This is a genomic window from Gordonia jinghuaiqii (genome assembly GCF_014041935.1).
Classification (GTDB): domain Bacteria; phylum Actinomycetota; class Actinomycetes; order Mycobacteriales; family Mycobacteriaceae; genus Gordonia; species Gordonia jinghuaiqii.
Genome location: NZ_CP059491.1, coordinates 172,935 through 199,038, shown reverse-complemented (window position 1 = coordinate 199,038; position 26,104 = coordinate 172,935). Strand labels below are relative to the sequence as shown.

The following is a 26,104-nucleotide window of genomic DNA, read 5'->3' as shown; positions in this document are numbered from 1 at the left end:
GACGCCACCGGCGATCAGCTCCACAACTCGCGCAGGTCCTCGCGACCGAACATCGTGGCCGCGGTATCGGCCGACGGGCTTCCGCCGTGCGGGTCGGCACCGGCGCCGACCAGCACCTCGACCACATCGTCGAACCCTTTGAACACCGCGCCGGCCAGCGGTGTCTGCCCCTTGTCGTTGGCGAGGTCGGCGTCGGCGCCGTGGCCCAGCAGAACCGACACGGTCGACGCGTGTCCGTGGTACGCGGCCAGCATGAGCAGCGAATCGCCGGCCTGATTGCGCAGGTCGACGGGGATGCCGGCGTCGAGGTAGCCGCGCAGGGTCTCGGTGTCGCCGGATCGGGCCATGTCGAACAACCGCGACGCCAGTTCGACGAGTTCGGGGCTGGGTGCGGCCTGCTCCGGCACGGGCGGGTGATCAGCGGAGGGAGACGTCACGGCCGCGAGTGTAGGCCCGCGGAGGTACCCATCGGACGGATGCGGGTGTGCCATGTCCGTCCGGCCAGGCATGATGGATCCCGATGAACGCGCCCGACCCTGACCGCACCCACCCCGACGCCGGCACCGCGGACCGGCCGGACTCCGCCGGACGTCGCGCCGCAACCACGCGGCGACGCCCTCCCGGTGCCCGAAATCCGGTCTTCGTCGTGCTGGCCGCGATCGTCGCCGGCGCACTCGTCGCCGGCGGCATCGCCCTCGCGATGGGCGTCTTCGACGACAGCGGCAGCGTTGCCGGCAGCAACATCGGGGAGGGCGAGCGACTCACCCACAACGCCTTCACCCAATCGGTCACGGGCGACTGCCTGGACTGGCCCGCCGGAAACCCGGGCCAGCCGACGAAGGTGTCGTGCGAGCTGAAGCACCGCTTCGAGGTCGCCGGGGCCATCGACACCTCGCTGATCCCCGGCGCCGAGTTCGGCGAGGACGCCCTGTGGCCCGGTGCCGAACGTTTCGCGACCATCCGCGACGAGCAGTGCCCCGTCGTCGTCGACCAGTACCTCGAGGGTCGGCTCGATCCGCAGGGGCGTTTCGCGGTCGGCATGATGTATCCCTCGCAGGCGCAGTGGGACAAGGGGGCGCGTCAGCTCCGATGCGGCATCCAGGAGAACGGCGCCGACGGAGCGCCGGTGCAGTTCTCCGGCCGGGTCGCCGATCAGAACCAGTCCTACGTGTGGCCCGAGGGCACGTGTATCGGCATAGATCCCGAGACCCGCGCGCCGACCGGTTTCCCGGTGAGCTGTGCCGGGCCGCACGCCTTCGAGGTCACCGGCATCGTCGACCTCGCGGTGCGATTCGGCGATCGGATGTCGAACAAGCCGTGGCCCTCGACCGGTGCGCAGAACACCTATCTCGGGACGATCTGCCCCGGGCAGGCCGAACGGTTCGTCGGGGGCAAGCAGGTCCTCGACGCGACCACGCTCAACGTCCAGTGGTCGGTGCTCAGCGAACCCAGTTGGCTGGCCGGTAGCCGCAAGGTGGTCTGCTACCTCGGGCTCCCCGACAAGCGCGGCGGTTTCGCGACCCTCGTCGGCGACGCCAAGGGCGGTGTCCTGCTGATCAACGGCAAGGCGCCGGTCGCGCCGCCGGAGGCTCCCCCGGGTCGTGCGCTGCCGACGCCGGTTCCGCTACCGCCGGGGATCGCTCCGAACCCCGACGAAGCCCCCGCCCCGGCAGGCTGACCGCATGGCCGTGACGATGTCCGACGACGAGTTCGACGGGCTGGTGTCCGACGCGCTGGACACCATCCCCGCCGAGCTCACCGACGAGATGAACAACGTGGTCATCCTCGTCGAACCGGCGAACCCCGAAGAGCCGGGCATTCTGGGGCTCTATCACGGTGTCGCGCTGACGATGCGCGACCACGAGTACGGCGGCTTCCTGCCCGACACCATCACCATCTACCGCGAGCCGCTTCTGGCGATGTGCTCCTCCCGCGAGGAGGTGGTCCGCGAGGTCGCGGTCACCGTCATGCACGAGATCGCCCACCACTTCGGCATCGACGACGCCTGGCTGCACGCCAACGGATGGGGCTGAGCCCACCGCTGAGAGTCCGCCGGACCATCCGACGCCGATTCGTCACGCCGATGTTTGATCTGCGGTGAAACGCGGTATGAGGGAGTGCAGATCGAGCAGCCCCTCTATCTCAGGAGTCCCGCCATGTCCTCAGACGCCATCGTCATCCTCAAAGACGACCACAAAGAGATCCGAAAACTGTTCCGCGACTTCAAGTCGCAGGGACCCAACGCCACCAAGACCAAGGGCAAGATCGTCGACCAGATCATCGAGGCCCTCACCGTGCACACCTACATCGAGAACGAGGTGATGTACCCCGAGATCCGCAAGCGCGTCCCCGAGCTCGAGGACGACATCCTCGAATCGTATGAGGAGCACCACGTCGCCGACGTCCTGGTCATGGAACTGGCCGCGCTGTCCCCGGATTCCGAACGGTTCGACGCCAAGACCACCGTGCTGATCGAGAACGTCGAACACCACATCGAGGAAGAAGAGGAAGAGTGGTTCCCGAAGGTCCGGGAAGCGCTCGGGCGCAAGGAGCTCCAGGAGATCGGTGAGGACATGCTGAGCCGGAAGGAGAAGGCTCCGCGCCGGCCGTCGCAGCCCTCGGCCCTGAAGAAGACGGTGGACGCGATCATCAAGTAGCGCCGCCCGACGAACTCGCGAAGGACGTCGCAGCACCCCGCCGGGTCCATCGGGTCGTCAGCCCATCGGCTCGTCGACGAGTGGTTCGTCGACGCGCTCGAACGGCGGGGTCTCGGCGCCCCATCGATGACACACCCACAGCCCCTCGGTGTATTCGAGTTCGATGGACCCGGTGTTGCCCAGGTGGGTCGCCGCGGCGAAACGTGAGTCGATGCCGGTCAGCCGCGCCGCGACGAGGCGGATCGCGGCACCGTGGCTGACCAGGAACACGTCGCGCTGGTCGGGGCCGCTCAGGTACAGGTCGGCGAGATCCTCGAGCGTCGGGACGTAGCGCTCGTAGACCATTTCGAGCGACTCACCGCCGGGAATCCGGACGTCGAGGTCACCGTCGTGCCAACGCTGCATGACGCCGTGGAACACCTCGTACGATTCGCGGTCGGTGCGATCTTCGAGGTCCCCGGCCTGGACTTCGTGCACGCCGTCGACGGGCGAGGTCTCCAGGTCCCAGACCGAGCCGATGAGTTCGGCCGTCTGCCGGGCGCGCAGCGCCCGCGAGCTGACCAGCACCGCGTGCCGCTCGGGGACGTTCTCCAACCCGAACCGAACGCCTTGTCGCGCACCGAAGTCGGTGAGCGCCGCACCGGGCAGTGCGGTATCGAGCCTGCGCATCACGTTGGCGGTGGTCTCGCCGTGGCGGACCAGGTGTAGACGTCCCATCACACTCCTCCTCGACGCATCGACTCGACCCAGGCAAGTGAATCCGTGTGATCGGGCGGCGCCGAACCGCTGGTGCGCACCGCGGGCCACGACCCGAGAAACACCACCCTCTCACACCGACGATGAAGTGCGGCAAGGGATTCGGCGACCGCGGCGTCGTCGATGTGGCCCACCGCGTCGAGGAAGAAGCGGTACCGGCCCGCGATGCTGCGACCCTGAGCCTCGTCGCGTTGCGGGCGCGATTCGATGCGGGTGAGATCGATTCCGCGTGAGGCGAATTCGTTCATCGCGGCCATCAGGCTGCCCGGCGCGTTCGACAGATCGAGGATGACCGAGGTCCGGTCGGTGCCGGTACGACGCGCCGGGACCCCCGGGCAACCGAGCAGGAGGAACCGGGTGGTGGCCTCACTCGCGTCGGCAACCCCGTCGGCCAGCACCGTCAGACCCGAGAGCCGGGCCGCCAGACCGGTGGTGACCGCGGCGTCGGCCCGGCCTGCGGCCACGTCGACCGCGGCGGCCGCGTTGGAACCGGCGGTCACGAACTCGGCGTTCGGGTAGAGCCGGGCGACCGACTGCCGGACCTGCGCGGAGGCAACGGGATAGGCGGCGATGGTGCGGATCTCGTCGGCCGCGAGCGCGGAGGCGGCGGCGATCGTGAACGAGATGTCGAGAACGGTCTCGGCGAAGGCCTGCACCCGGCCCGCGGGGTCCGCGGCAGGCGGAACGAGCGCGTCCATGGTTGCGGGCACCGAGCCCTCCAGCGAACTCTCGATGGGCACACAGCCGTAATCTGCCTCGCCGCTGCGGACCATCGCGATGGTCGCGGCGGGACTCGACGCGGGCACCCGAGTGACCTCACCCGACAGGTCGGGTCCGCCGAGTGCGGGGTCGTGGTCGGCGAGAACCGCGTCGAGTGCCATCTCGGTGAAGGTTCCGGGCGGGCCGAAGTAGGCGATCACAGGCACCACACGAGCCTAGTGGACATCCCCGACCACCCAGTGCAACCGCTGCGCGGGGCCTCGGCAACGCGGGAGGGCGACTCGACGGAATTCGAGCCGCCTCGCGCGGGGACCATTGACGCGTGCGGCGGCGGCAATTTAGGTTAGGGTTACCTTTCATTACCTGGATTCATCCCGCCCAAGCGTTCGGTGAACGCAGACCCGGAGAGACAGACATGACGCGAACGACCACTGACCGCCCGACGGATGCCGAGATGATCCAGACGGCATGTCGTCGGGTCGGTTCCGCCATCCTCGCCGTCGAAGGCGCCGACGCGACGCCGATCGAGGTCGTGCACCTCTTCGAATCCCAGGCGTTCGTCCTCGTCCCCACCACCGGCGACGCGATGGGTGCGCTCGACGACACCGCGGGCGTCCCGGCGATGCTCGAGGTGACCGACTGGGCGCCCATCGACCTGCGCGAACGAGTCCGCTCGGTGATCTGGCTCAACGGCACTCTCCACGCCGTCCCCCGCGACCTCGAACGCGACCTGGCCATCGAGATCGCCGCCGAGCACCCCGACGACGGACTTCTCGACATCGGGCACGGCGCGTCGATGCTGCGACTCCAGGTCGACACCGCGGTGATCGCGTCCGGCTCCGGCGCGGCGTCGGTGCCGGCGGCCGAGCTCGCCGGCGCCGACCCCGATCCCTTCTGGGAGTACGAGGGCAGCTGGCTGGAGCACCTCGACTCCGACCACGCCGACGTCGTCGGGCAGCTGGTCCGCAAACTCCCCGACGACCTGCGCCGCGGGCGGGTGCGGCCGCTCGGCCTGGACCGCTTCGGAATCCGTTTCCGCATCGAGGGACTCGACGGCGACTCCGACGTCCGGCTCCCCTTCGCACGTCCGGTCACCGACGTCCACGAACTCTCGCGCGCTCTGCGCAACCTCGCCGGCTGCCCGTTCATGAACTCGATGCCCGACTGAACCACCGCATGCCGTCGCGGACCCGCGTGCTCGTCGCGCGTCATCGCCACCGGCCGCGTGGTCCTAGGCTGTCCCGCATGTCCCTGCGCGAGTACCTGCGGCCGTCGCCGCACGGGATCCCGGTCGTCACCGACCGGACCGAACGACGCGGCATCGTCGTCGAACTCGTCATCGTCGGGGTACTGACCTTCGCGTTCTCGGCGCTCTCCGCAGCCCTGGCACTGCTCGAAGCCCAGCTCGCGGCGGGGATCGGCGAGACCACGGTCGCCCTCAACCCGAGCCGGTCCGATCTCGACCTGATCGACGCCGCCCGGCAGATCATGAGCGTTGCGCGGTTGTTCGCGATCGCCGCGCTCGGCGTCTACCTGTTGTGGCGCAGCGGGCTCGGCCTGGCACGTGTCGGGCTCGGCCGATGGGCACCGCGACGCGACGTCCCGGCCGGACTGGTCCTGGCCGCCGTCATCGGCCTTCCCGGGCTGGCGCTCGTCGCGGTCGCGCGCGCACTGGGCCTCAACGCGAGTCTGGTGCCGAGCCAGGCCGACACCTGGTGGGAGTGGCCGGTCCTGGTGCTCATCGCGATCGGCAATGCCGCGGCCGAGGAGATCGTCGTCGTGGCCTACTTCATCACCCGCCTGCGGCAGCTCGGCGTCTCCGACGCCCGATCACTCGCCGCGAGTGCGATTCTGCGCGGCGGCTATCACCTCTATCAGGGCTTCGGCGCCGGCGTCGGCAACCTGGTGATGGGAGTCGTCTACGGCCGCTTCTACCAGGTCAGCGGCCGCGCCTGGCCGCTCGTCGTCGGACATGCGGTGATCGACGTCGTCGCCTTCCTCGGTTATGCACTGCTGCGCGATCACCTGGCCTGGGTGGGGTGAGCACCGGCCGTGCACACGAGCTCGATGCCGCAACCGAGGGGTGATGCCGTGGTCCGGACCCGCGTTCGACGCTATTGATCGCGCTGAGATGGGTCGATAGATTTGTCTCATGTCTGTCGATGTACCGAGCAGGGTGAACGAGCAGGTTCCGCCGCCGCAACCCTCCGCGCCCGCGGTTCCGCGCCGCCACCGCGCGGCCGAGCAGCGAGGACGCCGCATCGGCAGACTCTTGAAGATCTACAACCGTCTGCGCGAACCGTCCGAGGACGAGCTCGCCGAACTCGGCCGACGCTTCCTCACGCGCGACGAGCCGGCCGCCGCCCTCGTCGCGGCGATGCGAGCACCGCGAGGATCGGCGGGCCGGGTGACGATGCGACAGTTCGAGGACGCACTCGCCGGTTCCATGCCCGACGACGCCCCCGACGTTCTGCGGGACTTCTTCGCCCGCGTCGAGGACACTCCGGAGTGGGTCGACCCCGAGCTCTGTGAACGGGGCGCGGCGGTCTACCGACGTCTCGGACAGAACGCCAATGACGTCCTGCTCCAGCTGTCGCTCATCGGCGGTTACCGATTCGGCGGGCCCGCGGACCTGCTGGTCGAGACCGGCGGACTCACCGGCAACACCGTCATCCGACGCCTCGGCGAAACCCAGACCTGGGCGATCGCCGTCGGCGCACCCGGCGGCATGACGCGCAGCGGCGAGGGGTGGCGCCTGACGGTCCACGTGCGCCTGATGCACGCCCTGGTGAACGAGCGCTACGAACACAACGGGCGCTGGGACATCGAGCAGTGGGGCCTGCCCATCAATCAGACGGACCTCGCGGCCACGCTCAACCTCTTCAGCGGCGCACTCATGATGGGCGTCCGCGCACTGGGAGTGCCGGTCGGACACGATGATTCGCGCGCCCTCATGCATCTCTGGAAGTACGTCGGCTGGTTGATCGGCGTCGACGACGACTGGCTGTTCGACGCCGAACGCGACCAGCACCAACTGAGCTACGCGGTACTGCTCGCCCAACACGACGTCACCGACGCCGGCGCAGCGCTGACCACCGCGATCGTCGACGCCCAGAGCAAGTTGCACTACCGGCTGTTCCCTGCCCTGGCGGCCCGCTACACCCGGGCCCGCCTGCTGAGCATGCTGCAGGGCTTCCTCGGCGTCCGGGGGATGCGCGACCTCGGGCTGCGGCCGGCCCTGCCCTGGGCCTTCGGACTCGCCTGGGTACGCAACACGATCACCTATCAGGTCATCGCGCGCACGCCGGTGGGTCCGAAGTACCTGGAATGGACAGGCACCCGTGCCCGGCGCCGCGCACTGTTCCGGCACTTCGGCGCCGACGCACCGGCCATCGGGGAACTCGCCGAGCGCTGACCCCTGACCCTCTCAGTGCCGGCAGCTCTCAGCCGGCGGCCGGCGCGGGCTCGTCCCGATCGTCGTGCTCCTCCTCCGAGGTGTGCCTGCCGGACCCGGTGAGCCGTGCGAGTGCGTAGAGCGCCAGCCCGACGCCGATCAGGATGGCCGCGCGCAGCCAGGTCGCCGCGGTCTGCTGGGTCATCAGGACGATGCACGTACCCACGGCGAGCACCGGCAGGACGGTGGGTGCGCGGAAATGGTCGGTATCGGTCCGGTCCCGGCGCAGGACGAGCACCGCGACGTTGGTGCTGATGAACACGAACAGCAGCAGGAGCACCACGGTCTCGGCGAGCGCGGCCACCGAGCCGGTCGCCGAGAGCACCATCGCGACCGCAGTGGTCGCGATGATCGCCGTCCACGGGGTCTGCCGACCGGGCAGCACCCTGTCCAGCACGGGGGGCAGCAGGCCATCCCGCGCCATCCCGAACGTGAGTCGCGACGCCATGATCATCGTCAGCAGCGCACCGTTGGCGACGGCGATCAGCGCGATCAGCGAGAAGAGCTTGTCGGGCACCCCGACGTCGGCGATGGAGACCACCTCGAGCAGCGGACCCGACGAGCCGGCGAGTTGGTCGGGCGACACCACCACCGAAACCGCAAGCCCGACGAGGACGTACACGACACCCGCGGCGAGCATCGACCCGAACAGCGCCTTCGGGTAGACGCGCCGGACGTCGCGGACCTCCTCGGCGATGTTGGCCGACGTCTCGAACCCGACGAACGAGTAGTACGCGAGCAGCGCAGCACCGAGAACCGCCAGTGCCGGCGTCGTGGAGCTGTCGAACTCGACGACGCGCTGTGGCTCACCGTCGCCCCGGGCCAGGACGATGCCGGCCAGGACGACGATGAGCACCAGGCCGGAGACCTCGATCACCGTCATGGCCACGTTGGCGCGCAGCGACTCACTGATCCCACGACCGTTGATCGCCGCCACCGCGAGCAGGAACACCAGCGCGGCCACGGTCGTCGGTACGTCGAGGAAGATCTGCAGGTAGTCGCCGGAGAATGCGAGCGCGAGGCCTGCGGCGCTGGTGACACCGGCGGCCAGCATGCAGAACCCGACCAGGAAGGAGACCAGCGGAACCCGATAGGCCTTTCGCGCGAACACCGCGGCACCGCCCGCCCGCGGATACTTGGTCACCAGTTCCGCATACGACGCCGCGGTGAGGAGGGCCATCACCAGAGCCAGCGCCAGCGGCACCCAGATCGCGCCGCCCACCTTGCCGCCCACCTCACCCACCAGCGCGTAGATGCCCGCGCCGAGTACGTCGCCCAGGATGAACAGGAACAGCAGTTTGCCGGTGATCGCGCGCTTGAGCGGGGTCTTCTCGCCGGTCGCCGACGCGGCGTCGCCGCTCTCGGCCGGTTGGTTGTCGGTCATGGCGACATCTGTACCCCGATCGGGGGCAAATGAGACCTGCCGACTGCCATGGCTCGTGTCCGGCTGCCGACCGACGTCCGTGCGGGTGCGCGGTGCGTACATTTGATGGGATGAACGAGCAAGACCCGCCGATGATCAGGCGTGGTCGCCCCGGTCCGCAGATGCCGCCCGGGCGGCCTGCGGGCGGTCCCCCGCCCCGGCCGGGACCACCTCCCGGCGCACCCCAGCGGCCCCCGCACGCGACTCCCGGCCCGTCGGCGCATCCTCAGGCGATGCCGCGGATACCCGCGCGCGGCCCGGTGCCGGGTCGCGCGGCCGCTCCTGGCCCGACGTCCCCGCCCCAGGCAGGCCCCGGTCCGTACGCGCCGACTCAGCGCCCCGAACCGATCCCGACGGGCGACCGCGGCCGGCAGCACCGCCCCGTGCACGACGGTCGTCGTGCTGGTCGTGGCGGTTCGTCGACGAGACCCCCGACTCCCCCGCCGCCCGCCGCTCCCCCGCGTCCACGCCGTCGGCGTCGTCGTGTCGTGGGCATCGGCAAGGTGTTGATGATCCTGCTGCTGGTCATCGTCGTCGGCGGCGTCGGCCTGATCTTCTATTACGACTCCCGCCTCGATCGCATCGACGCCCTGCCCGCCTACGCCGGACGGCCGTCGAACACCCCGGGAACCAATTGGCTGATCGTCGGCACCGACTCGCGCTCAGACCTCACCGAATCCCAACGCCGCGAGCTGTCCACCGGTGATGCCGACGGCACCCGCACGGACACGATCATGCTGGTCCACAACCCTCCCGGTAGCGGCAAGGCCGTGGTCGTCAGCATCCCGCGCGACCTCTACGTCGAGGTCCCGGGACAGGGCAGCCTGAAAATCAACGCGTCGTTCGGCATCGGCGGTCCCGCGCTGCTGGTCCGGACCGTCGAGACCCTGACCGGAATCCGCATCGACCACTACGCGGAGATCGGCTTCGGCGGGTTCGACACCCTCGTCGACTCGGTCGGCGGCGTCGACATGTGCATCGACCAGCCTCTCAACGATCCGAAGGCGGGCCTCCGGCTGGCCAAGGGCTGCCATCGGCTCGACGGGCGGCAGGCGCTGGGACTCGTCCGAACCCGCGCATTCCCCCGCGCCGACCTCGAGCGCGTGATCAATCAGCGTAAGTTCCTCGCGGCGTTGGTGTCCCGCGCGACGAGCCCCGCCGTCCTGCTCAATCCGTTCCGGTTGTTCGGCTTCATCGGCGGGGCCATCGATGCGCTGACCGTCGACGAGCGCGACCACATCTGGAATCTCGCGTCCCTGATGTTCGCGTTGCGCGATCCCGTGACAACAACCACACCGACGGGCGAGAGCGTTGTCACCGACGAGGGACTGGCGCTGCCGGTCACCGACCGGACCGAGGAGTTCTTCGCCCTGCTCCGCGCGGGTCGACCGATCCCCGACACCCTCCTCACCGACGCCGCCGGGCCATGAACCCAACGGCGGCACGACACAGGCCAGACTGGCCTTACTTAGCCTCAACTTGCTGGTGAGGGCAATTTTCGATCCCTACGATGACATCCATGACCGAACACACGAAGTTCCATCAGCTGCTGCACGACCAGATCAGCAACGAGTTCTACGCCTCGCAGCAGTACATCGCGGTCGCCACCTATTTCGACAATCACGACATGCCCCAGCTGGCGAAACTCTTCTACCGTCAGGCCGTCGAAGAGCGCAACCACGCGATGATGATCGTGCAGTACTTCCTCGACCGCGACATGGAGATCGAGATCCCCGGCATCCCGGCCCCGAACAACAAGTTCGACGACTACCGGGCGCCCATCGATCTCGCTCTGACACAGGAGAAGACGGTCACCCAGCAGGTCGTCGATCTCGCCAAGTCGGCTCGCGACACCGGTGACTACCTCGGTGAGCAGTTCGTCCAGTGGTTCCTCAAGGAGCAGGTCGAGGAGGTCGCAACGATGACGACCCTGCAGACCATCGCCGAACGCTGCAACGGCAATCTCTTCGATCTCGAGAACTTCGTCGAACGCGAGTTCAACACCTCCGACGCCGCCGATCCCATGGCGCCGCCGGCCGCCGGCGGCAACATCTAGGCCGGCAACCCCGACACCGTTTCGGCGACACGACCTCGATCGAGATCGTGTCGCCGAATTCGGTTCTGGCGGTGGAGAGTTCCGCGACTCAGCGCAGGGTGACCTGCCGGCCCCGGATTCCGTCGCGTGAGCTCCGCTGGTCGATGGTCAGCGGCGAGGTGTCGGCCAGCGCGTCACCCAACCACTGGTCGAGCTGGTTGAGGCCGGCCTGCCACTCCTCATGGTGCATCTCGTTGTCGAGGTCGAAGACGGGGACCAGCAGGCCGTGGGTACGGAACGACCCGGCGAACCGTGACCCCTCGCCCATCGTCAGCCGGCCGGCGGCATGAAGCCGCGCCATCGCCGACATCAGATCGTCCTCGGGCTCGGGTCGAATCCAGCGCAGGTGCGCACGCTCGCCGGCGTCGACCCACCAGGGTGCGCCGGAGTTGCTGTCGACGACGAGTCGCGCGGTCGGCAACACCGAATCGTTGGCCCGCTCGAACATCGCGGCGATCTCGGCGGGCACGTCGGTTCCCTCGGCGAACCACCAGGAGAAGTCCTGATGCACGGTGATGTCCAGCGTGGCATCGGTCACGAGCACCTCGTCGAGCGTCGGCGCCTCCTCTGCCGACTCCAGGTCGAACTCGCTGCCCGGCTCGGCGTGCGCGGCCCATGCGATGGCCGCGGCGAGCTCGACGGTGAGCGCAGAGCGGTCCGGTTCGGTCTGCAGACCGACGAAAGCCTCTGTTGTGCCGCCGGTTTCGCGCGCGAGGGCCGGAACGGCGCCCGGCAGGATGGTCACGATGGACACGTCGTTGCGCGAGCCCTCGGGCTCCTTCAGCTCCAGACGCGCGGTCGCCGATGCGACGAAAGTGCGCAATGCGACGAAGTCACATTCCGACGCCAATCCCGCGAACGGCCGGGGCGGCGGCGCGAGGGCCGCGGCCTGACGCGCCTTGCGCGCGGCCACCCGCTCGGCCCGATTGCTCCCCGGACGTGGTCCACTTCCCCGCTTGCTCTTCTTGCCCATCGGTCCACTCTCTCATGGCCGAGATGCCGGGCGGACGGGTCGTGGGCGGTGCGGGTGTCAGTCGACGGTGACCAGCCAGTCACGCACCTTGGCCGGATGGTTGGTCGCGAGCCAGCGCACGCCGAGGTCGGCGCAGAGCTGGACGTCGACGAGTTCGTCGACGGTCCAGCAGTAGGTGACGCGTCCGGCCGCGGCGGCCCGGTCCACGAGGTCGGGATACTGCCGCAGCGTCGTCACCGACGGCCCGATGCCCGTGGCGCCGACGGCGGTCGCCGCCCCGCCACCGAGGACGCGCGCGGTGTCGCCGAGCAGGATGGTGGGGAGCATCGGCGCGTGGCGTCGAATACGCCAGACCCCGGCCGAGGAGAACGAGATGACCACGGCGCGACTGTGATCGGCCGACGGCGGCGTCGCCACCCCGAACTCGTGCAGGATCTCGAGGAGTTTCTGTTCGACGAGACTCCCGAAGCGCACCGGATGCTTGGTCTCGATGAACAGCCGGACCGGGCGTCGCCAGTCCAGGGCGAGGGTCAGCAACTCGCGCAGCGTCAGGATCGACGCCGGGCCGCCGGCGGTGTGCCAGCTGCCGAAGTCGAGTTCGCGGAGCTGGGGCAGCGTCATCTCGCTGACGATGCCCGTGCCGTCGGACGTCCGGTCGACGGTCCGGTCGTGCACGCACACGAGCTCGTGGTCCGCGGTCAGCCGGACGTCGCATTCGAGCCCGTCGGCGCCCTGGGCGAGGGCGAGCTCGTAGGCGGCGAGGGTGTGCTCGGGACGGTCGCCCGACGCCCCGCGGTGCGCCACCACCGCAGGCTTTCCCGATCGCGACACCTTCTCGCCCGCACCGATGTTCACGCCTGCGTTCATCCGACCGCCACCCACCGTCTCGTCGGGACCGGCGCCGCCGCAGCGGCGTCGAACACGGTTGCGACCCGGCGGGACATCCACAGGGCGAACGCGGCCGAGACGGCCGCGCTGATGATGACCATGGCCAGTGCATTGGCCCCGGTCTGGAGCGATTCCGAACGCCAGGCGATGAACCGCGCGACGATCGCGAGGAGGGCCGCCACGTTCACGACGAGCCACGCGACCCACAGCTTTCGCAGGCGTCGGGCGACGACCCGGGCGTCGAGCGAGGGGTCCTGACCGACTCGGAGTACGGCGACCTCCTGCAGCACCAGCGGCGCGCCGACGAGGTTGATCAACGGGAGCCCGGCGAGCGCGGCGACCCACGTCGGCCTGCGCGGGTCGAGCAGCTGCGCGGCGGAGTAGGTGTCGGCGCGCAACTCGAGCACCCATCGCATGAAAGCCAGTGTCGCCATGACGAATCCGAGGAACGCGACGATGCCGACGAAGATGGTCGACCAGTCCGATGCCGCGATCAGGAACTCCGGGAGCGGGGTGTCGCGGTTGACGACGAGCAGGATGTAGCGCAGCAGATGCACCGCGGCCGACGCCGCCAGTGCCGCCCCCGCGACCACCAGGGCGAAGACGAGTCGCGCCCGCGCGGCGTCGAGCCGCTCGTGGGCGGTGTCCGCCTCGACGGGTTCGTCGCGCAGACCCCACGTGGGGATGTACATGTATCGCGGGATGAGGCGCGGGCCGCGAAGTCCCGACGGTCCGCGGCGGGCGGGGATGGCCTCCGGTGGGCGACGCGCCACCCAGCGCACGTTCCGGCTCCGGTACAGGTACCCCCTGGGAGAGGGGGCCGCGGCGCGCTCCGGAGGCCCGGGCGCGTAGGCCGATCGTCCGCGCCGGGATTCGTGCACCGGCTGCGCGGCGGGTGCCGAACGTGCGGCCATCGCCCGTGCGGCATCGTCGACGACGCTCAGCGGCCCGCCGCAACGGGGACAGTGGTCGCGTCCCGGACGATGCGGCGCCTGGATGCGGCACCGCGGACACAGGTCGATCATCGGACGGCGTCGCCTCCGGGGCGCGAATCACCGAACTCCACGGGCTTGCCGTGCTGCTGCCAGGCGAGCATGCCGCCGCTCACGCAGATTCCGTCGTAGCCGATCTGCGTGAGGTACTGCAGGACCCGCATGGACCGGCCGCTGGAGTGACAGATCACGTACAGGTCCGCGTCGGGATCGAGTTCTTCCAGCCGTGCGGGGATCTCCCCCATCGGGATGTGTACTGCGCCCCGAACGTGCCCGGCGGCCCACTCGTCGTCCTCGCGGACGTCGAGCATCACCGCGTCGGCCTTCCCTGTGAAGTCGTCCGGCAAGTCGGTCACCGGTACCTGTGTGATGTCGCCCATGGTCACGATTCCCATGGTGGCACAGTCCTGGCGGACTGCGGTGTCACCTCATCACGACGGGCGTGCGCCCACTGTTCCGTTTGACAACCGAACGAACTGTGGAGAGACACTATGCCGACCTACATAAACTTATCCACATGCAGTTTCTGGGACGTTTGTCCCCCAGTTCGATCCGACCGTAAACCTGGGGATGAGACTGTGGAAACTGTGGAAAAACCCTGGCCACCACCCCTGTGGTTGTGACACGCATCACGCATTTGCCCCGATATGCGCGTAGGAAGTTCACCAAAGTGCAGCCGTCGGAACGATGTGCATCCTCGCTTCAGTGGACAACACCTGTGGATAACTTGGGGACAACCCCTTGGGGAAACGTCGAAACAGGGTCTGGTAAAGACCCTCACTCACGGTGTAAAAGGGCCGTCCGCACCGCAGGACCGCGGTCGAATGCGGCGAGAACACCCGTCGTGATGCTCTCCGCGATGCCCGAGACCGACATCTGGTTGCCGACCAGGCGAGCCAGCAGCGGCTTGGGAGCCTCGATGACGGTGATCTCGGCATCCGGATACCGCTCGGCCACCACCGAACGCATCACGCCGATCCCGTCGACGAGGCCGAGCTCGGCGGCGCGCTGACCGACCCAGACATCGCCGTTGAAGAGTTCGTGGTCGGTGGCGGTGAGCTTCTTGCCGCGCCGCTGCCGCACCCACCCGATGAACGCCTCGTGCAACTGCCCCTGCAGCCCCTTGAGCCATTCCACGTCTTCGGGCACCTCCGGGGAGAAGGTGTCGAGCCGCGCCTTGTTCTCCCCGGTCGTGTACAGCCTGCGCTGGACACCGAACCGGTCGAGCACCGCGGAGAGGCCGAAGCCCGAGGACACCACGCCGATCGAGCCCACGATCGAGGTGTGCGCGGCGAAGATCTCGTCCGCGGCACAGGCGACCCAGTAACCGCCGGACGCCGCGACGTCCTCACAGAACGCCAGAACCGGCACACCCTTCTCGGCGGACAGCTGGCGGATCCGTTCGGCGATGTACTCCGACTGCGCCGGAGATCCACCAGGCGAATTGATCACCACGACGACGGCCTTGAGCCGCTCGGTGTCGAAGGCGCGTTTGAGGACCGGCTCGACGGAGTCGGTGGTCAAACCGTGCTTGCCCATGCCCGCTGCCCCGATCGGACCGTCGAGACGGACCACCGCGACATGCTCGGCACGAGATTTCGCAAGCTTCTTGCCCACCGCCGCCAGCGGTCCCACAGTCATCTGCCCGAGTCTAGTGTCCCGGCGCCGATACCCACTCGCGGGCGACCCGCCCACAGACGACCCGGATCCACCTGCGAGCCGTAGACTCAGCGGAGTGCAGGTGAGGTGGCTCAGCGCATTCCTGGATTTCCCCGCAGACGTGTTCGGCAGCGAGATGACCTTCTGGCGTGCGATCGCCGGCAGTACGGTGTCGCCGCCGCGCGGTGACCGGCGCGAGTTCGCCTCGCTGGAACCGTTCCACGGCGACCCCCACCTTCGCGTGCAGCGGATCGACGACGGCCCGGGCGGGGTGCACCTCGACATCCACACCGACGACCCGCGCGCGGCGGCCACCGAGGCCCTCGCACTCGGTGCGACACTCGTCAGCGACTCCGGCACGCACCTCACGCTCACCTCGCCGGCCGGTTTCGTGTTCTGCCTGGTTCCGTGGAGCGGGGAGTCGACGCGGTCCCGTCCCATCCGGTGGCCGGGCGACGCGATCAGCATCATCGATCAGCTGTGCATCGACATCCCCCACAACATGTTCGACCAGGAGGTCGTCTTCTGGACGCGTTTCACCGGCTGGCCGGGCCGGCAACGCACCCGTCCAGAACTTGTCGCACTGCGCCGCGACCCGGCCCTCACCCTCGGAATCCTGTTGCAGCGCACAGATGATGGCGCCGACGACGAGACCGGCGCACTCCCGGTCGCCACCGGGCACCTCGATCTGGCAACCAATTCTGTCGCCGACGAAGTCGTCCGCCACGAGGGATGGGGCGCCCGCGCGGTCGAACACCATCCGCACTGGACGACGATGACCGACCCGGTCGGCAGACCCTACTGCATCACGTCACGGAACCCACGAACCGGCGACTGATCGTTCGGGGCCCGCTCTTCTCGCGCCTCATGCATCGGTTGGTTCGAACGACCGCCACCAGACTCGTGACACACCCATCCCTTTCGAGCTACCGATCCTCGTCGACCTCCACCGCCGAGAACGCCGTCAACGCTCTGCACCGGTACTTCCCAGAAACACCGTTCGGCCACCTCCCGCGCCCGGACCTTTGATCACATGGTGTGGCCGGGCTTGCCGCGCACAGCCCAGGGTCGGCAGCGTGTGAGTACATGCGAACTCGGAGCAGAACGCAGCACGGCGTTGACCGATGTCACCTCTGACGCGGGTGAGTACACCGAAACTGTTGTGGCCGAGCGAGATCCTGAAGTAATCCGGTGCATGACGCGTTCCATGTCATCCAATGTGCAACCCGTGCCGTTGATCGCCCTGGCGGGATAGAACTCTTGTCAGAACTTTTCTGGTCGTTGTTCGGGGTGTTCTTGTGGATGGATCCGGGCGGTTTCTGGTGCAGGTGGTTACTCCTGTGACGAAAACCGACAGTATCGAAGGTATTTGTCTCACATCCCGAGATTCTGAACACGGTGTGGCACAACGTAATCCTGTGGATCGTTGGGGTGATCGCCGAGATGTTCGATTACCCTTGGGGACATGCCCGACCTCGCCCACCTCCTCGATTCGCTCATCGAGACCGAACTCCCCGCAGACGACTCCACCGGTCGCGCGACGTTCACCGAGCTGGATACCCTACGGTTGATGCGTAACGCGGTTGAGCACCAGATCGTGGTGCGCGCAGCCGAACTCGCACGATTGCGAGTGACCGAACGCAGCCACTCCACACTGCCGAAACTGTTGATCGAGATGGGATTCGCACCCGCGGTCGCCGCCCGCATCGTGCGGAGCGTCGACGGGCTGGGTGGGTTGCCGAAGGTCTCCGGCCATGCTGCGGACGGGCGCCTATCGGCCGAGATCGTCGACGCCATCATCCGAGGGATCGCCCACATCGAACATCGGTCCCCCACAGATCTTTCCGACGACGAGGTGTCGGTCTTCGAGACCGAACTACTCACCCAGGCCCTGTCCGGGGCCACACCCGCCGAAGTGCTGGCCCGAGCACACACACTCGGCGGCATTCCCGCCGCCGAGGACCGCGCACTCAACAGCGTCTCCCATATCCTCACCGACGACGGCCGCGTGGAGATTGCCGCCGACCTCACCCAGGTCATCGGGGAGAAGTTCATCGCCATGATCGACGAACGTTCGACACCCCGCCCCGAACCCGACGGCGCCGACGACCGCCGCTCAGCCGAACAACGACGCGCCGACGCTTTCGAACTCATCCTCGACCAGGCCGTCCTTGGCGCCACCATCACCACCGCCGGAGCGCCACGCACCCAGCTGATCCTGACCATCCCCGCCGACGCCACAGACATGAGCGCGTTGCCGTGGACCGGCACCATCACCGACGCCACCGCCCGCGCCCTCTCCTGCGACGGGACTCTGACGGAGGTGATCATCGACGGCGAGACCGTGCCGCTACAGATGGGGCACGAGAAACGGATCTTCCCGCCCGCATTACGCAAAGCTGTCATCGTGCGCGATGGGTGTTGCGTCAAATGTGGTGCGCCACCGTCACATACCCAGGTACACCATCTGCGGCATTGGGCCGACGACGGGGACACCTCCCTGGACAACGGATGTCTCCTCTGCCAGCGTTGCCACACCCAGGTCCACCACAACGGCTGGGACGTCGTCCTCGGCTTCGACCGCCACCCCTGGCTGATCCCGCCCGCCGACATCGACCCACAACGCCGACCGCTCCCCGCCTACAACCGCCGCACCATGCGACTCGACGACGCCGCCTGACAGCCCACACTCTTGCGGCAGTATGAGCCGCATAGCGGACCATACTGCCGCAACAAGCGGTCGCGAAACCCGTGACCGCGCACGACCATTGACAACTCCACAGTGGAAAAAGGCGTCCCGGGCTGGGAGCTTGGTGCGCACGCCGCGAAAGCAGGTCAGGCGCCGTCGAGGAGTTCACGGAGCCGGTCGACCTCCACGTCGACGTCGCGGCGCTGTGCCGCGGTGACCTTGCTCAGATACCGGACGTCGACGGCGTCATCAGCATCGAGATGCCATGTGCCCGCGAGGAATCCGTCGACGAGCACGAAGCCCGGAGATCGTCCGTTGGGTGTCACGGTGCGTCGGAACAACTCCGGGTCGGCGACACGGATGCGGTCGGCCTGCGCGCCGATGACATGGTCGAACGGTGCCACGAGGCGCGCCGGGGCGGGGGTGTCGGGGTCGGCGAGTCCGATTCCGTCGAGATCGTAGAGGACCTCTCCGTGCGGACCGGTCAGGCGGACGAGTTCCCAATCCGCCTCGAGCTTGTCGAGCAGTGGCCGCAGTCCCGTGAGTCCCGACCATGTGTGGATGGCCTTGGCCGTCGCCGGACCGAAACCGCGGAGATACAGCCGGATCAGGTCGGCACGTGCGTCGTCGCCGTCGACCGCGGGCTCGCCGGGACCGACCCACTCGTCGAACAGCCGGTACGTCGGCTCGCCGCGACCACGCCACAGCCCTCGCGGCGGCACCTGGACCAACGGCAGACCGCACCGGGCGATGCCGGTGAGTGTGGAGGGGTTCTCCTCCGGATGCCGGGTGACCAATTCCTTACCGAGGTCGGAGCCGCTGAGCTCACGGCCGGCGAGAAGCTCGGCGGCGTCGGCGACGATCTGGTGCGGGTCGGCGCCGGTCAGTCTCGGCAGGTGGGCCTCGGTCAGCTCGCGTTGCAGGATCGGCTCGGCGAGCGGGCGGATCCAGCGCGCGTCCTCGGCGTCGATGAGAAAGATCGTCGAACGCAGCAGCGCGATCCGCACCACCTCACGATCGGTGAGCAGCTCGTCGAGTTCGAGTGGATCGAAATCCTCGATGCGCGACCACAACCCGAAGAAGGCCGCTCGCGGATCCTGCGATTGCAGACCGACACATCGGTCGAGGACCTCGATGGCGTCGTCGTCGACACGCGTGAGGAGGTGCTGACGTTGCAGCAGCGTGCGGTTCCACTGCCGCAGGGTGATCGGTTCGGTCACCGCGACTCTCGACGTCGATCGGGTCGGAAAGCGTGATCCGGCACCGCCATCTCAGCCGGGATAACCGACACCGGTCGCGGCGTGACAGCGATACCCGTGCGGATTCTTGGCGAGGTACTGCTGGTGATGATCCTCGGCGTAGTAGAAGTGGCCGTCGCCCGCCTCGGCCAGCGGTGCGATCTCGGTGGCGATCGAACCGGCGCCCGCCGCGTCCAGCGCGGTTTGATACGTGGCCGCGGTCTTGCGGACGGTGTCGGCGTCGTCGGCGGACATCGTGTAGACCGCCGAACGGTACTGCGTGCCGATGTCATTGCCCTGGCGCATCTCCTGGGTGGGATCGTGCGATTCCCAGAAGATCTTGAGGATGCCCTCGAGGTCGATCACGGCGGGGTCGAAGACGACGAGCGCCGACTCGGTGTGCCCGGTGCGTGCCGTGCAGGTCTCCTCATATGTGGGGTTGGGCGTGTACCCGCCGGCATAACCCACCGCGGTGGTGTGAACGCCGGGGATCTGCCAGAAGATCTCCTCGATACCCCAGAAGCACCCACCTGCCAAGACCACTGCCGCGAGTCCGTCGTCGAACCGGCCGATCCCACCGGCCGCGTAGGAGCCGTCAGCCTCGGGCCGCCCGCGCATGGGCGTCTTCAGGATCAGATGGTCTCCGGGGACGGTGATCTCGGTGGCACGCCCCGGCAGGGCCGCATCGGCGGCGATGAGATCCTGCTTGTGCGAACCTGCGGCAAAGAGCTGGTCGAGCCAAGACATGCGGCAAGTCTACGCGTGAAGGGCAAGGGGCTTTGTGCTCATGGGTTGAGCCGACCGTCGAAGTCTGTTTATGATGGCGGTCACATCCCACTTCCTGTGATGCCGGTCACTGACAGCCTGTCGTGCGTCGTAGGAGAACAGTGGCGGTCGGCATATCCACCAATCGAGGGGCGACGATGGCGACGCACGCGAGCGGACAGAGTCGAGGCGCCCTGCAGACACCGCGCAGCACGCCGCGGGCCAACTACGACGTGGCGCGAAGCTGCCGCACCATCGCCTGGACCATCCTCGCGCTCCTGGTGATCATCATTGCCCTGGCGCTGATCTGAGTCTTCGACACACGCGTCTGACACCGGCGTTCTGCGGGCACGACGCCCCCAAGACATCAACCGCACTTGACGTTTGTTGGGGCGCGATTGTTGCAATCACCCATGCTCTGGGGAAGGCTGGACGCATCCGCGTGGCCCGGCCCAGCCGACGGCCCCGCGTGTGTACAGGGAAACGAGCAGCACCTCAGAGAGGAACATCGTGGCTGAATACACCTTGCCGGATCTGGATTACGACTACGCGGCACTGGAACCGCACATCTCCGGCAGGATCATGGAGCTCCACCACAGCAAGCACCACGCGACCTACGTCAAGGGCGCCAACGACACCCTGGAGAAGCTGGCCGCGGCCCGCGACGACGACAGCATCGCCGGCAAGGTCTACGGGCTCTCCGCCACCCTGTCGTTCCACCTGGGTGGTCACACCAACCACTCGATCTTCTGGAAGAACCTGTCGCCCAACGGCGGCGGCGAGCCCGAGGGTGACCTCGCGGCCGCGATCACCGAGCAGTTCGGTGGCTTCGACAAGTTCAAGGCCCACTTCACCGCCGCCGCCACCACCCTGCAGGGTTCGGGCTGGGCGATCCTGGGCTACGACACCATCGGCGGCAAGCTGGTCATCCTGCAGCTGACCGACCAGAGCGGCAACATCCCCGCGGCGATCATCCCGGTCGTCATGCTCGACATGTGGGAACACGCCTTCTACCTCGACTACCAGAACGTCAAGCCGGACTACGTCAAGGCTTGGTGGAACGTGGTCAACTGGGCCGACGCCGGAGAGCGTCTCGCCCGCGCCAAGAGCCAGGGCAGCGGCCTGATCGTGCCTGCCTGATCTCGGGTAGCAGCCAAACACCAACGGCGCCGGTCACCTTCGGGTGATCGGCGCCGTTCGTCGTCTGCGAGAAGAGGTCAGAGCGCCAGCGTGACACCGACCGCCACGCCACACGCCACCACGATCACGATGAGCGCCACCACGTCTGCGCGTCCCGGCCCGTCGGGATGCGCAGTCAGCCTGCCGGTTCCGCCGCGGGCGGTGATCGCCTCGGACATCTCCGCACTGCGTCGTAGTGCCGACGACATCGCGGCGGTGATGAGGTCCATGATCCCCATCTCCGCCGACGGGTGATCGCTGCGGCCCTTCGCCGTCGGGCGTAACCGATGGGCTGCCCGCAGCATGCGCAATTCCTCGATCAGCAACGGAAGTCCGCGCAGGCACAACGCTATTGCCACCGCCCACTCGTCGACGGGCAGGCGCAGCCACCGCAGGGGTCGCATCAGCCGCGCGAGGGCGGGGGCGACGTCGGCCATCGGGGTGGTCCAGATGACGAGGATCGAACTCGCGACGAGGACGAGGGCGAGGGTGATGGCGCGCAAGAACACGAGCGCACCGCTGACGCCGGCGAACGAGGCGTTGAACGCGACGCCGACGCCGATCAGACCCCAGAACCACCAGGGCGGACGAGGGATGGCGCCCAACGGGATCCCGGCCACCAACGCGGTCAGCACGACCACCGCGGCCACCATGCCGAGCGCGGGCCATGACGGCAACACCCAGGTCATGATGCCGAGGATCAGCACGATCACCAGCTTGGTACCCGCCCACAGCCGGTGAACGAAGGAGTCGCCCGGCACCTGCCGCAGCGGGACGGTTCGCATTGTCATCGGGCCCCTCCGTCCCAGCCGGGAGTCTGGTCGATCATGGGATGTGAGTCGGGCAGCAGCCGGCCGTCGACGAGCCGGACGCGACGGGTGCACACCGCGTCGAGCGACTCGAAGTCGTGCGAGATGATCACGATGGTCATGCCGCCGGCGCGCAGCCGGGCGAGCAGCGCGACGATCTCCTCGCGGGCCGGCGGATCGAGCCCGGCCAGCGGCTCGTCGAGCACAAGGATGTCGGGATGCCGCGCGACGAGTCCGGCGAGCACGACGCGGCGCATCTGCCCACCGGACAGCGCGTCGACCTTGGTGGTGGCCATCTGGCGTGGCAGCCCGACGAGTTCGAGTACGCGGGCCACCTCCGCGGTGCCGACCTTCTCACCGCCCGCAGCCATGATCTCGTCGCCGACGGTGACCTTCTGCAGTTGCAGGCGGGCATGCTGGAATCCGAGCCCGACCGCGCCGACGCGCTCGGTCATCGGTGTTCCGGAGTCGAAACCCGCTCCCGGATGGACCTTTTCGTAGACCTCGAGGAGACGGCAGGTTCCGGTCCGCGGAGGCAGCAGACCCGCCATGATCCACGCGAGAGTCGTCTTCCCCGACCCGTTACCGCCGACGATGAGCAGCCCCTCACCGCGATACACGGTCAGGTTGATGTCCTCGAGCGCGACGACCTCCCACGGCGATCCCGGGAGATGCGCGTACCCGACGTGATCGAGAACCAGCAGGGGACCGCCGATCCGCAGACCGCGGTCCAGTGGTCCCGACGACGCCGCGGCGCCTGCCCGATCGTCGAGGTCGGTGGTGCGGTCGGGCATCCACTCCGGCGGATGCGGCACCACGCGCCCACCGGCGAGATGGATGACGCGGTCGGCCGCCGCGGCCTCGCTGCCGCGATGGGTGATGAGCACGACGGCGATCCCGCGCCGCCGCGGCAGTGACGCCAGCAGGTGCAGGAGCTGTCCGCGACCCTCCGGATCGACCATCGAGGTCACCTCGTCGGCGATGAGCAGCTGCGGGTCCCGCGCGAGCGCCGCGGCGATCGCCAGGCGCTGCTGCTGACCACCCGACAGGTCGGTGGTCTCCCGGTCGCCGAGACCGCTGAGGCCGACCTCGGCGAGCAGCGCCTCGACGTCGACATCGGCGCCCGGCGGCAGACCCCACACCACGTCGTCGGCGACGCGTGAACCCAGCATCTGGATCTCCGGCCGCTGCAGGACGAGTGCGGTTCCGCCGTGCGCGCCGAGGCCGGGGAGCCCGGGCCGGTGGACCGCGCCGGTGGTGGGGTTCCGGCCGGCCAGGATCTTCGCCAGCGTGGACTTGCCGGAGCCGTTGGCGCCGACGACCGCCACGAACTCCCCCGGGTCGATCCGCAGGTCGATGTCGTGCAGGACAGGCGGCGACCCGGCACGGTAGGCGAACCCGACACCTTCGACGGCGACCGGAAGGGGCGCGATCTCTGCGGAGTCCGCGCCGGCGGCGAGCGGACGGAGATCGGAGGCGAGGGTGTCCTCGCTGGGCACGTCCCGCAGACGGGCGATCACGGAACCGAGAATCCACCAGGCGACGAGCAGCGAGATCGCGGTGCCGATGGTGCCCGACACCCAGACCCACACCCACCAGTCGTCGGCGATGCTGCGGCTCATGGCGTCGAGTCCGTTGCCGAAGGCGTCGGTCGGCCCCCACCCGTGCAGCCACTTGGCCACACCGTGCAGCGAGTTGGTCATCGCCTCGATGGTCAGGTTGCGCAACGGCACCAGCACGAGCAGCACCAGCACCGAGATGCCGCCGATCAGCGGCGACGCCACCAGCGTCGCGAGACCCAGGACCCCGAGTCCGCGGCCGCGTCGTTTGATGTCGCCGACCAGTCCGCCGATCAACGCCGACCCGAGCACGGTGGCCATCGCACCGGTTCCGGCCATGGCGAAGGCGACCGCGGTGGTCGCGACGGTGGCGGTGATGAGGGCGCGCGGGCGCGTCCGGGCAGCGATCAGCGCAAGGGGCACCGGGGCGAGCAATCCGGCCGCCTGGGCCAGCGGGATGACCGAGGCGATGACGACCGCCGCGACAGTCAGGCCGCCGAAGATCGCAACGGACGCGAACTCCATCGGCCGCAGCGGGGGCGAGTTCTTCACCGGTCCAGTGTGCCTGGTGTCCGCATGCGACCCCGGGGCAGTCGAGGTCGACGGACCGGCGAGACGTCGTTCGCATGTTAAAGAACCGTCACAACACGGTGATTCGAGTTGTCGACGTCACGTCCCGGGTGGATTCTTTTGACACCGGGTGGTCATGTCTGGAGGGAGACTCACGATGCAGTCGATTCCGATCGGCCTCACCCCGTTCCAGCGCGAAGGAAAGCTGGGCGGAATCGTCATCTCCGGCCGCTGGCCGGAATCGACCCTGGAGTGGACGCAGACCCTGGTGGGCTCCGTCCGGATCGCCTGCCGTCCGGGCTTCCTGCCGACGACGACCATCTTCGGGGTCGTCGAACGACGGCCCGATCGGGGCGGTGAGGACACCGTCGGGATGATGGTCGCCATCGGCAACGTCGTCGACGACAGCTTTGTCGAGGCGGGCCGATTCCTGAGCAACCCGCCCGCGCTGGTCATGCTGCACCCGCCGTCGCAGACGCGGCCGTCGCTGCCCGAATGCTCACAGGTCGCGTCCGGGTGCGTGCTGTTGCCCGGACTCCCCCAACTCGGACTCGAGCACCGGGCCGGCTGGGCCGAGGCGGAGGCCGACGGCACGGTGGTGAACCTGCGGAACCAGATCGGAATCGACCCCAACGCCGACCCCGACACCGCGGTGCTGGCGATGCTTCTCGCAGCCTAGGCCCGCCCAGACACGGCGAATCGGAGGTCACGGGTGCCCGAAATCCGCGAACGTGGGCCTCCGAACAATCGATTTTGATACCCCTACCTGCACGGATACGGCTCAACCCGGCGTTGAACTTCGGGGTTAGGTTTCACTAACCTGACGGTCGTGACTTCAGCCCTGCTCCTGAGCTTCGGCGTGATCTTCGTCGCCGAACTCGGTGACAAGTCGCAGCTGATGGCGATGACCTACGCCCTGCGCTACCGCTGGTGGGTCGTCGTTCTCGCGATCACCGTGGCCACCACCGCAGTGCATGCGGTGTCGGTGTTCTTCGGCCATTTCCTCGGGTTGTCCATCCCGACCTCACTGCTGTCGATCCTCGCGGGTCTGGCGATGCTGGCCTTCGGGCTGTGGACCCTGCGCGGGGACCGGCTCGACGACGAAGAGGCCGGGCGCGCGGGGCGGGTCGGCGCATCGGTGTTCCTGGCGGTCATGTCGGCGTTCTTCCTCGCCGAACTCGGCGACAAGACGATGCTGGCGACCATCACGATGGCAACCGACCACGACTGGCTCGGCGTCTGGATCGGCTCCACCATCGGCATGGTCGCGGCCGACGCCCTGGCCATCGGCATCGGCGTCCTACTAGGCAGGCACCTCCCCGAACGCGCCATCAAGATCGGCGCGGCGGTGCTGTTCTTCGTCTTCGCCGCGTGGCTGACGATCGGCGGACTGATCGGCGCGTCGACTTCCGTGGTCGTGGGCACCGTCCTCGCGGCGATCGTGATCATCGGTCTCGGCGTCGTCCTCATCCGGCGCGAACACCGACTCCACCCGGATACCGCCGACCCAGACACCGACACAGACACCGGCGCCCGAGCGCTCGTTCGGTAAATCGGAGGGCGGGCAGCGGGACCGTCGCTCCGCCTGACTATCGTGAACGTGCACCGCGCGCCGGTGCGGCGTCCCCTGCGACGAGGGCGGCGACGTGCCGGTGCCAGAGATGACTCGGTTCGCGAA

General features: G+C 68.3%; 27 protein-coding genes. 14 read left to right on the top strand and 13 right to left on the bottom strand.

Features of this window, described 5'->3' with window-relative positions; genetic code table 11:
• Positions 1 to 14: 14 nt before the first annotated feature.
• The gene (locus H1R19_RS00820; RefSeq protein ID WP_244970822.1) at positions 15 to 437 is read right to left on the bottom strand and encodes an ankyrin repeat domain-containing protein; all 423 of its coding nucleotides are present in this window, start codon (positions 435 to 437) and stop codon (positions 15 to 17) included.
• A gap of 83 nt (positions 438 to 520) precedes the next feature.
• Here H1R19_RS00820 and H1R19_RS00815 point away from each other — a divergent pair, with 83 nt between their 5' ends.
• The 3 genes from H1R19_RS00815 (at position 521) to H1R19_RS00805 (ending at position 2,657) form a co-directional block, all read left to right on the top strand.
• Positions 521 to 1,678, top strand: a complete 1,158-nt coding sequence (locus H1R19_RS00815; protein ID WP_188330745.1) for a septum formation family protein — start codon at positions 521 to 523, stop codon at positions 1,676 to 1,678.
• Between the two features lie 4 nt (positions 1,679 to 1,682).
• Positions 1,683 to 2,033: a metallopeptidase family protein gene (locus H1R19_RS00810; protein ID WP_188330744.1), complete on the top strand. Its 351-nt coding sequence runs from the start codon at positions 1,683 to 1,685 to the stop codon at positions 2,031 to 2,033.
• 123 nt (positions 2,034 to 2,156) lie between these two features.
• Positions 2,157 to 2,657, top strand: coding sequence for a hemerythrin domain-containing protein (locus H1R19_RS00805; protein ID WP_188330743.1), 501 nt, complete (start codon positions 2,157 to 2,159; stop codon positions 2,655 to 2,657).
• A 57-nt stretch (positions 2,658 to 2,714) separates the two neighbouring features.
• On the opposite strand, the gene H1R19_RS00800 is transcribed toward H1R19_RS00805, so the two are convergent.
• Entirely contained in the window at positions 2,715 to 3,374 is a 660-nt protein-coding gene (locus H1R19_RS00800) for a histidine phosphatase family protein (protein ID WP_188330742.1), read from the bottom strand.
• Positions 3,374 to 4,342 (bottom strand): prephenate dehydratase, encoded by a 969-nt coding sequence (gene pheA, locus H1R19_RS00795; RefSeq protein ID WP_188330741.1) that lies wholly within the window; start codon positions 4,340 to 4,342, stop codon positions 3,374 to 3,376. The genes H1R19_RS00800 and pheA overlap by 1 nt, the downstream gene beginning before the upstream one ends.
• Positions 4,343 to 4,548: 206 nt before the next feature.
• On the opposite strand from pheA, the gene H1R19_RS00790 reads away from it, so the two are divergent.
• The 3 genes from H1R19_RS00790 (at position 4,549) to H1R19_RS00780 (ending at position 7,548) form a co-directional block, all read left to right on the top strand.
• Positions 4,549 to 5,301 carry a DUF2470 domain-containing protein gene (locus H1R19_RS00790; RefSeq protein WP_219850327.1) on the top strand — a complete coding sequence of 251 codons (753 nt, stop codon included), beginning with the start codon at positions 4,549 to 4,551 and terminating at the stop codon, positions 5,299 to 5,301.
• Positions 5,302 to 5,378: 77 nt separating this feature from the next.
• On the top strand, positions 5,379 to 6,176 hold the full coding sequence (locus H1R19_RS00785) for a CPBP family intramembrane glutamic endopeptidase (protein ID WP_219850326.1): 798 nt from the start codon (positions 5,379 to 5,381) through the stop codon (positions 6,174 to 6,176).
• 109 nt (positions 6,177 to 6,285) lie between these two features.
• The gene (locus H1R19_RS00780) at positions 6,286 to 7,548 is read left to right on the top strand and encodes an oxygenase MpaB family protein (protein ID WP_219850325.1); all 1,263 of its coding nucleotides are present in this window, start codon (positions 6,286 to 6,288) and stop codon (positions 7,546 to 7,548) included.
• Positions 7,549 to 7,576: 28 nt separating this feature from the next.
• Here H1R19_RS00780 and H1R19_RS00775 read toward each other — a convergent pair whose 3' ends face one another.
• Complete coding sequence (locus H1R19_RS00775; RefSeq protein ID WP_219850324.1) at positions 7,577 to 8,971, bottom strand: APC family permease; 1,395 nt, start codon at positions 8,969 to 8,971, stop codon at positions 7,577 to 7,579.
• A gap of 272 nt (positions 8,972 to 9,243) precedes the next feature.
• Between H1R19_RS00775 and H1R19_RS00770 the strand changes: the two genes are divergently transcribed.
• Both H1R19_RS00770 and H1R19_RS00765 read left to right on the top strand, forming a co-directional pair.
• Complete coding sequence (locus tag H1R19_RS00770) at positions 9,244 to 10,440, top strand: LCP family protein (RefSeq protein WP_443984640.1); 1,197 nt, start codon at positions 9,244 to 9,246, stop codon at positions 10,438 to 10,440.
• Positions 10,441 to 10,529: 89 nt separating this feature from the next.
• Complete coding sequence (locus tag H1R19_RS00765; protein ID WP_188330735.1) at positions 10,530 to 11,066, top strand: ferritin; 537 nt, start codon at positions 10,530 to 10,532, stop codon at positions 11,064 to 11,066.
• Positions 11,067 to 11,154: 88 nt separating this feature from the next.
• On the opposite strand, the gene H1R19_RS00760 is transcribed toward H1R19_RS00765, so the two are convergent.
• The 5 genes from H1R19_RS00760 to H1R19_RS00740 all read right to left on the bottom strand — a co-directional run bounded on the left by H1R19_RS00760 (position 11,155) and on the right by H1R19_RS00740 (position 15,599).
• Positions 11,155 to 12,078 (bottom strand): DUF5926 family protein, encoded by a 924-nt coding sequence (locus H1R19_RS00760; protein WP_188330734.1) that lies wholly within the window; start codon positions 12,076 to 12,078, stop codon positions 11,155 to 11,157.
• A 57-nt stretch (positions 12,079 to 12,135) separates the two neighbouring features.
• Complete coding sequence (locus tag H1R19_RS00755) at positions 12,136 to 12,945, bottom strand: glycerophosphodiester phosphodiesterase (RefSeq protein ID WP_188330733.1); 810 nt, start codon at positions 12,943 to 12,945, stop codon at positions 12,136 to 12,138.
• Positions 12,942 to 13,991 (bottom strand): DUF4328 domain-containing protein, encoded by a 1,050-nt coding sequence (locus H1R19_RS00750; RefSeq protein WP_219850322.1) that lies wholly within the window; start codon positions 13,989 to 13,991, stop codon positions 12,942 to 12,944. The genes H1R19_RS00755 and H1R19_RS00750 overlap by 4 nt, the downstream gene beginning before the upstream one ends.
• Positions 13,988 to 14,353, bottom strand: a complete 366-nt coding sequence (locus H1R19_RS00745) for a rhodanese-like domain-containing protein (RefSeq protein ID WP_244970821.1) — start codon at positions 14,351 to 14,353, stop codon at positions 13,988 to 13,990. Before H1R19_RS00745 ends, H1R19_RS00750 begins: the two co-directional genes overlap by 4 nt.
• 382 nt (positions 14,354 to 14,735) lie before the next feature.
• Positions 14,736 to 15,599 carry a S49 family peptidase gene (locus H1R19_RS00740; RefSeq protein ID WP_188330731.1) on the bottom strand — a complete coding sequence of 288 codons (864 nt, stop codon included), beginning with the start codon at positions 15,597 to 15,599 and terminating at the stop codon, positions 14,736 to 14,738.
• A 94-nt stretch (positions 15,600 to 15,693) separates the two neighbouring features.
• On the opposite strand from H1R19_RS00740, the gene H1R19_RS00735 reads away from it, so the two are divergent.
• Positions 15,694 to 16,455: a VOC family protein gene (locus H1R19_RS00735; RefSeq protein ID WP_188330730.1), complete on the top strand. Its 762-nt coding sequence runs from the start codon at positions 15,694 to 15,696 to the stop codon at positions 16,453 to 16,455.
• 627 nt (positions 16,456 to 17,082) lie between these two features.
• Complete coding sequence (locus H1R19_RS00730; protein ID WP_219850321.1) at positions 17,083 to 18,297, top strand: HNH endonuclease; 1,215 nt, start codon at positions 17,083 to 17,085, stop codon at positions 18,295 to 18,297.
• A gap of 155 nt (positions 18,298 to 18,452) precedes the next feature.
• Here H1R19_RS00730 and H1R19_RS00725 read toward each other — a convergent pair whose 3' ends face one another.
• Together H1R19_RS00725 and msrA are read right to left on the bottom strand one after the other, a co-directional pair.
• Positions 18,453 to 19,526: a winged helix DNA-binding domain-containing protein gene (locus tag H1R19_RS00725; RefSeq protein WP_219850320.1), complete on the bottom strand. Its 1,074-nt coding sequence runs from the start codon at positions 19,524 to 19,526 to the stop codon at positions 18,453 to 18,455.
• A gap of 51 nt (positions 19,527 to 19,577) precedes the next feature.
• On the bottom strand, positions 19,578 to 20,291 hold the full coding sequence (gene msrA, locus H1R19_RS00720; RefSeq protein ID WP_188330727.1) for a peptide-methionine (S)-S-oxide reductase MsrA: 714 nt from the start codon (positions 20,289 to 20,291) through the stop codon (positions 19,578 to 19,580).
• A 140-nt stretch (positions 20,292 to 20,431) separates the two neighbouring features.
• Here msrA and H1R19_RS00715 point away from each other — a divergent pair, with 140 nt between their 5' ends.
• A complete protein-coding gene (locus tag H1R19_RS00715) occupies positions 20,432 to 20,620 on the top strand; it encodes a hypothetical protein (RefSeq protein ID WP_219851870.1) in 189 nt (62 codons plus the stop codon).
• A 199-nt stretch (positions 20,621 to 20,819) separates the two neighbouring features.
• On the top strand, positions 20,820 to 21,449 hold the full coding sequence (locus tag H1R19_RS00710; RefSeq protein WP_188330726.1) for a superoxide dismutase: 630 nt from the start codon (positions 20,820 to 20,822) through the stop codon (positions 21,447 to 21,449).
• 77 nt (positions 21,450 to 21,526) lie between these two features.
• Here H1R19_RS00710 and H1R19_RS00705 read toward each other — a convergent pair whose 3' ends face one another.
• Both H1R19_RS00705 and H1R19_RS00700 read right to left on the bottom strand, forming a co-directional pair.
• Entirely contained in the window at positions 21,527 to 22,279 is a 753-nt protein-coding gene (locus H1R19_RS00705) for an energy-coupling factor transporter transmembrane component T family protein (RefSeq protein ID WP_188330725.1), read from the bottom strand.
• Complete coding sequence (locus H1R19_RS00700; RefSeq protein ID WP_372632157.1) at positions 22,276 to 24,408, bottom strand: ABC transporter ATP-binding protein; 2,133 nt, start codon at positions 24,406 to 24,408, stop codon at positions 22,276 to 22,278. The genes H1R19_RS00705 and H1R19_RS00700 overlap by 4 nt, the downstream gene beginning before the upstream one ends.
• A gap of 175 nt (positions 24,409 to 24,583) precedes the next feature.
• On the opposite strand from H1R19_RS00700, the gene H1R19_RS00695 reads away from it, so the two are divergent.
• Together H1R19_RS00695 and H1R19_RS00690 are read left to right on the top strand one after the other, a co-directional pair.
• On the top strand, positions 24,584 to 25,105 hold the full coding sequence (locus H1R19_RS00695; RefSeq protein WP_219850319.1) for a peptidase: 522 nt from the start codon (positions 24,584 to 24,586) through the stop codon (positions 25,103 to 25,105).
• A gap of 150 nt (positions 25,106 to 25,255) precedes the next feature.
• Positions 25,256 to 25,978: a TMEM165/GDT1 family protein gene (locus H1R19_RS00690; RefSeq protein ID WP_219850318.1), complete on the top strand. Its 723-nt coding sequence runs from the start codon at positions 25,256 to 25,258 to the stop codon at positions 25,976 to 25,978.
• Positions 25,979 to 26,104 lie beyond the last annotated feature (126 nt).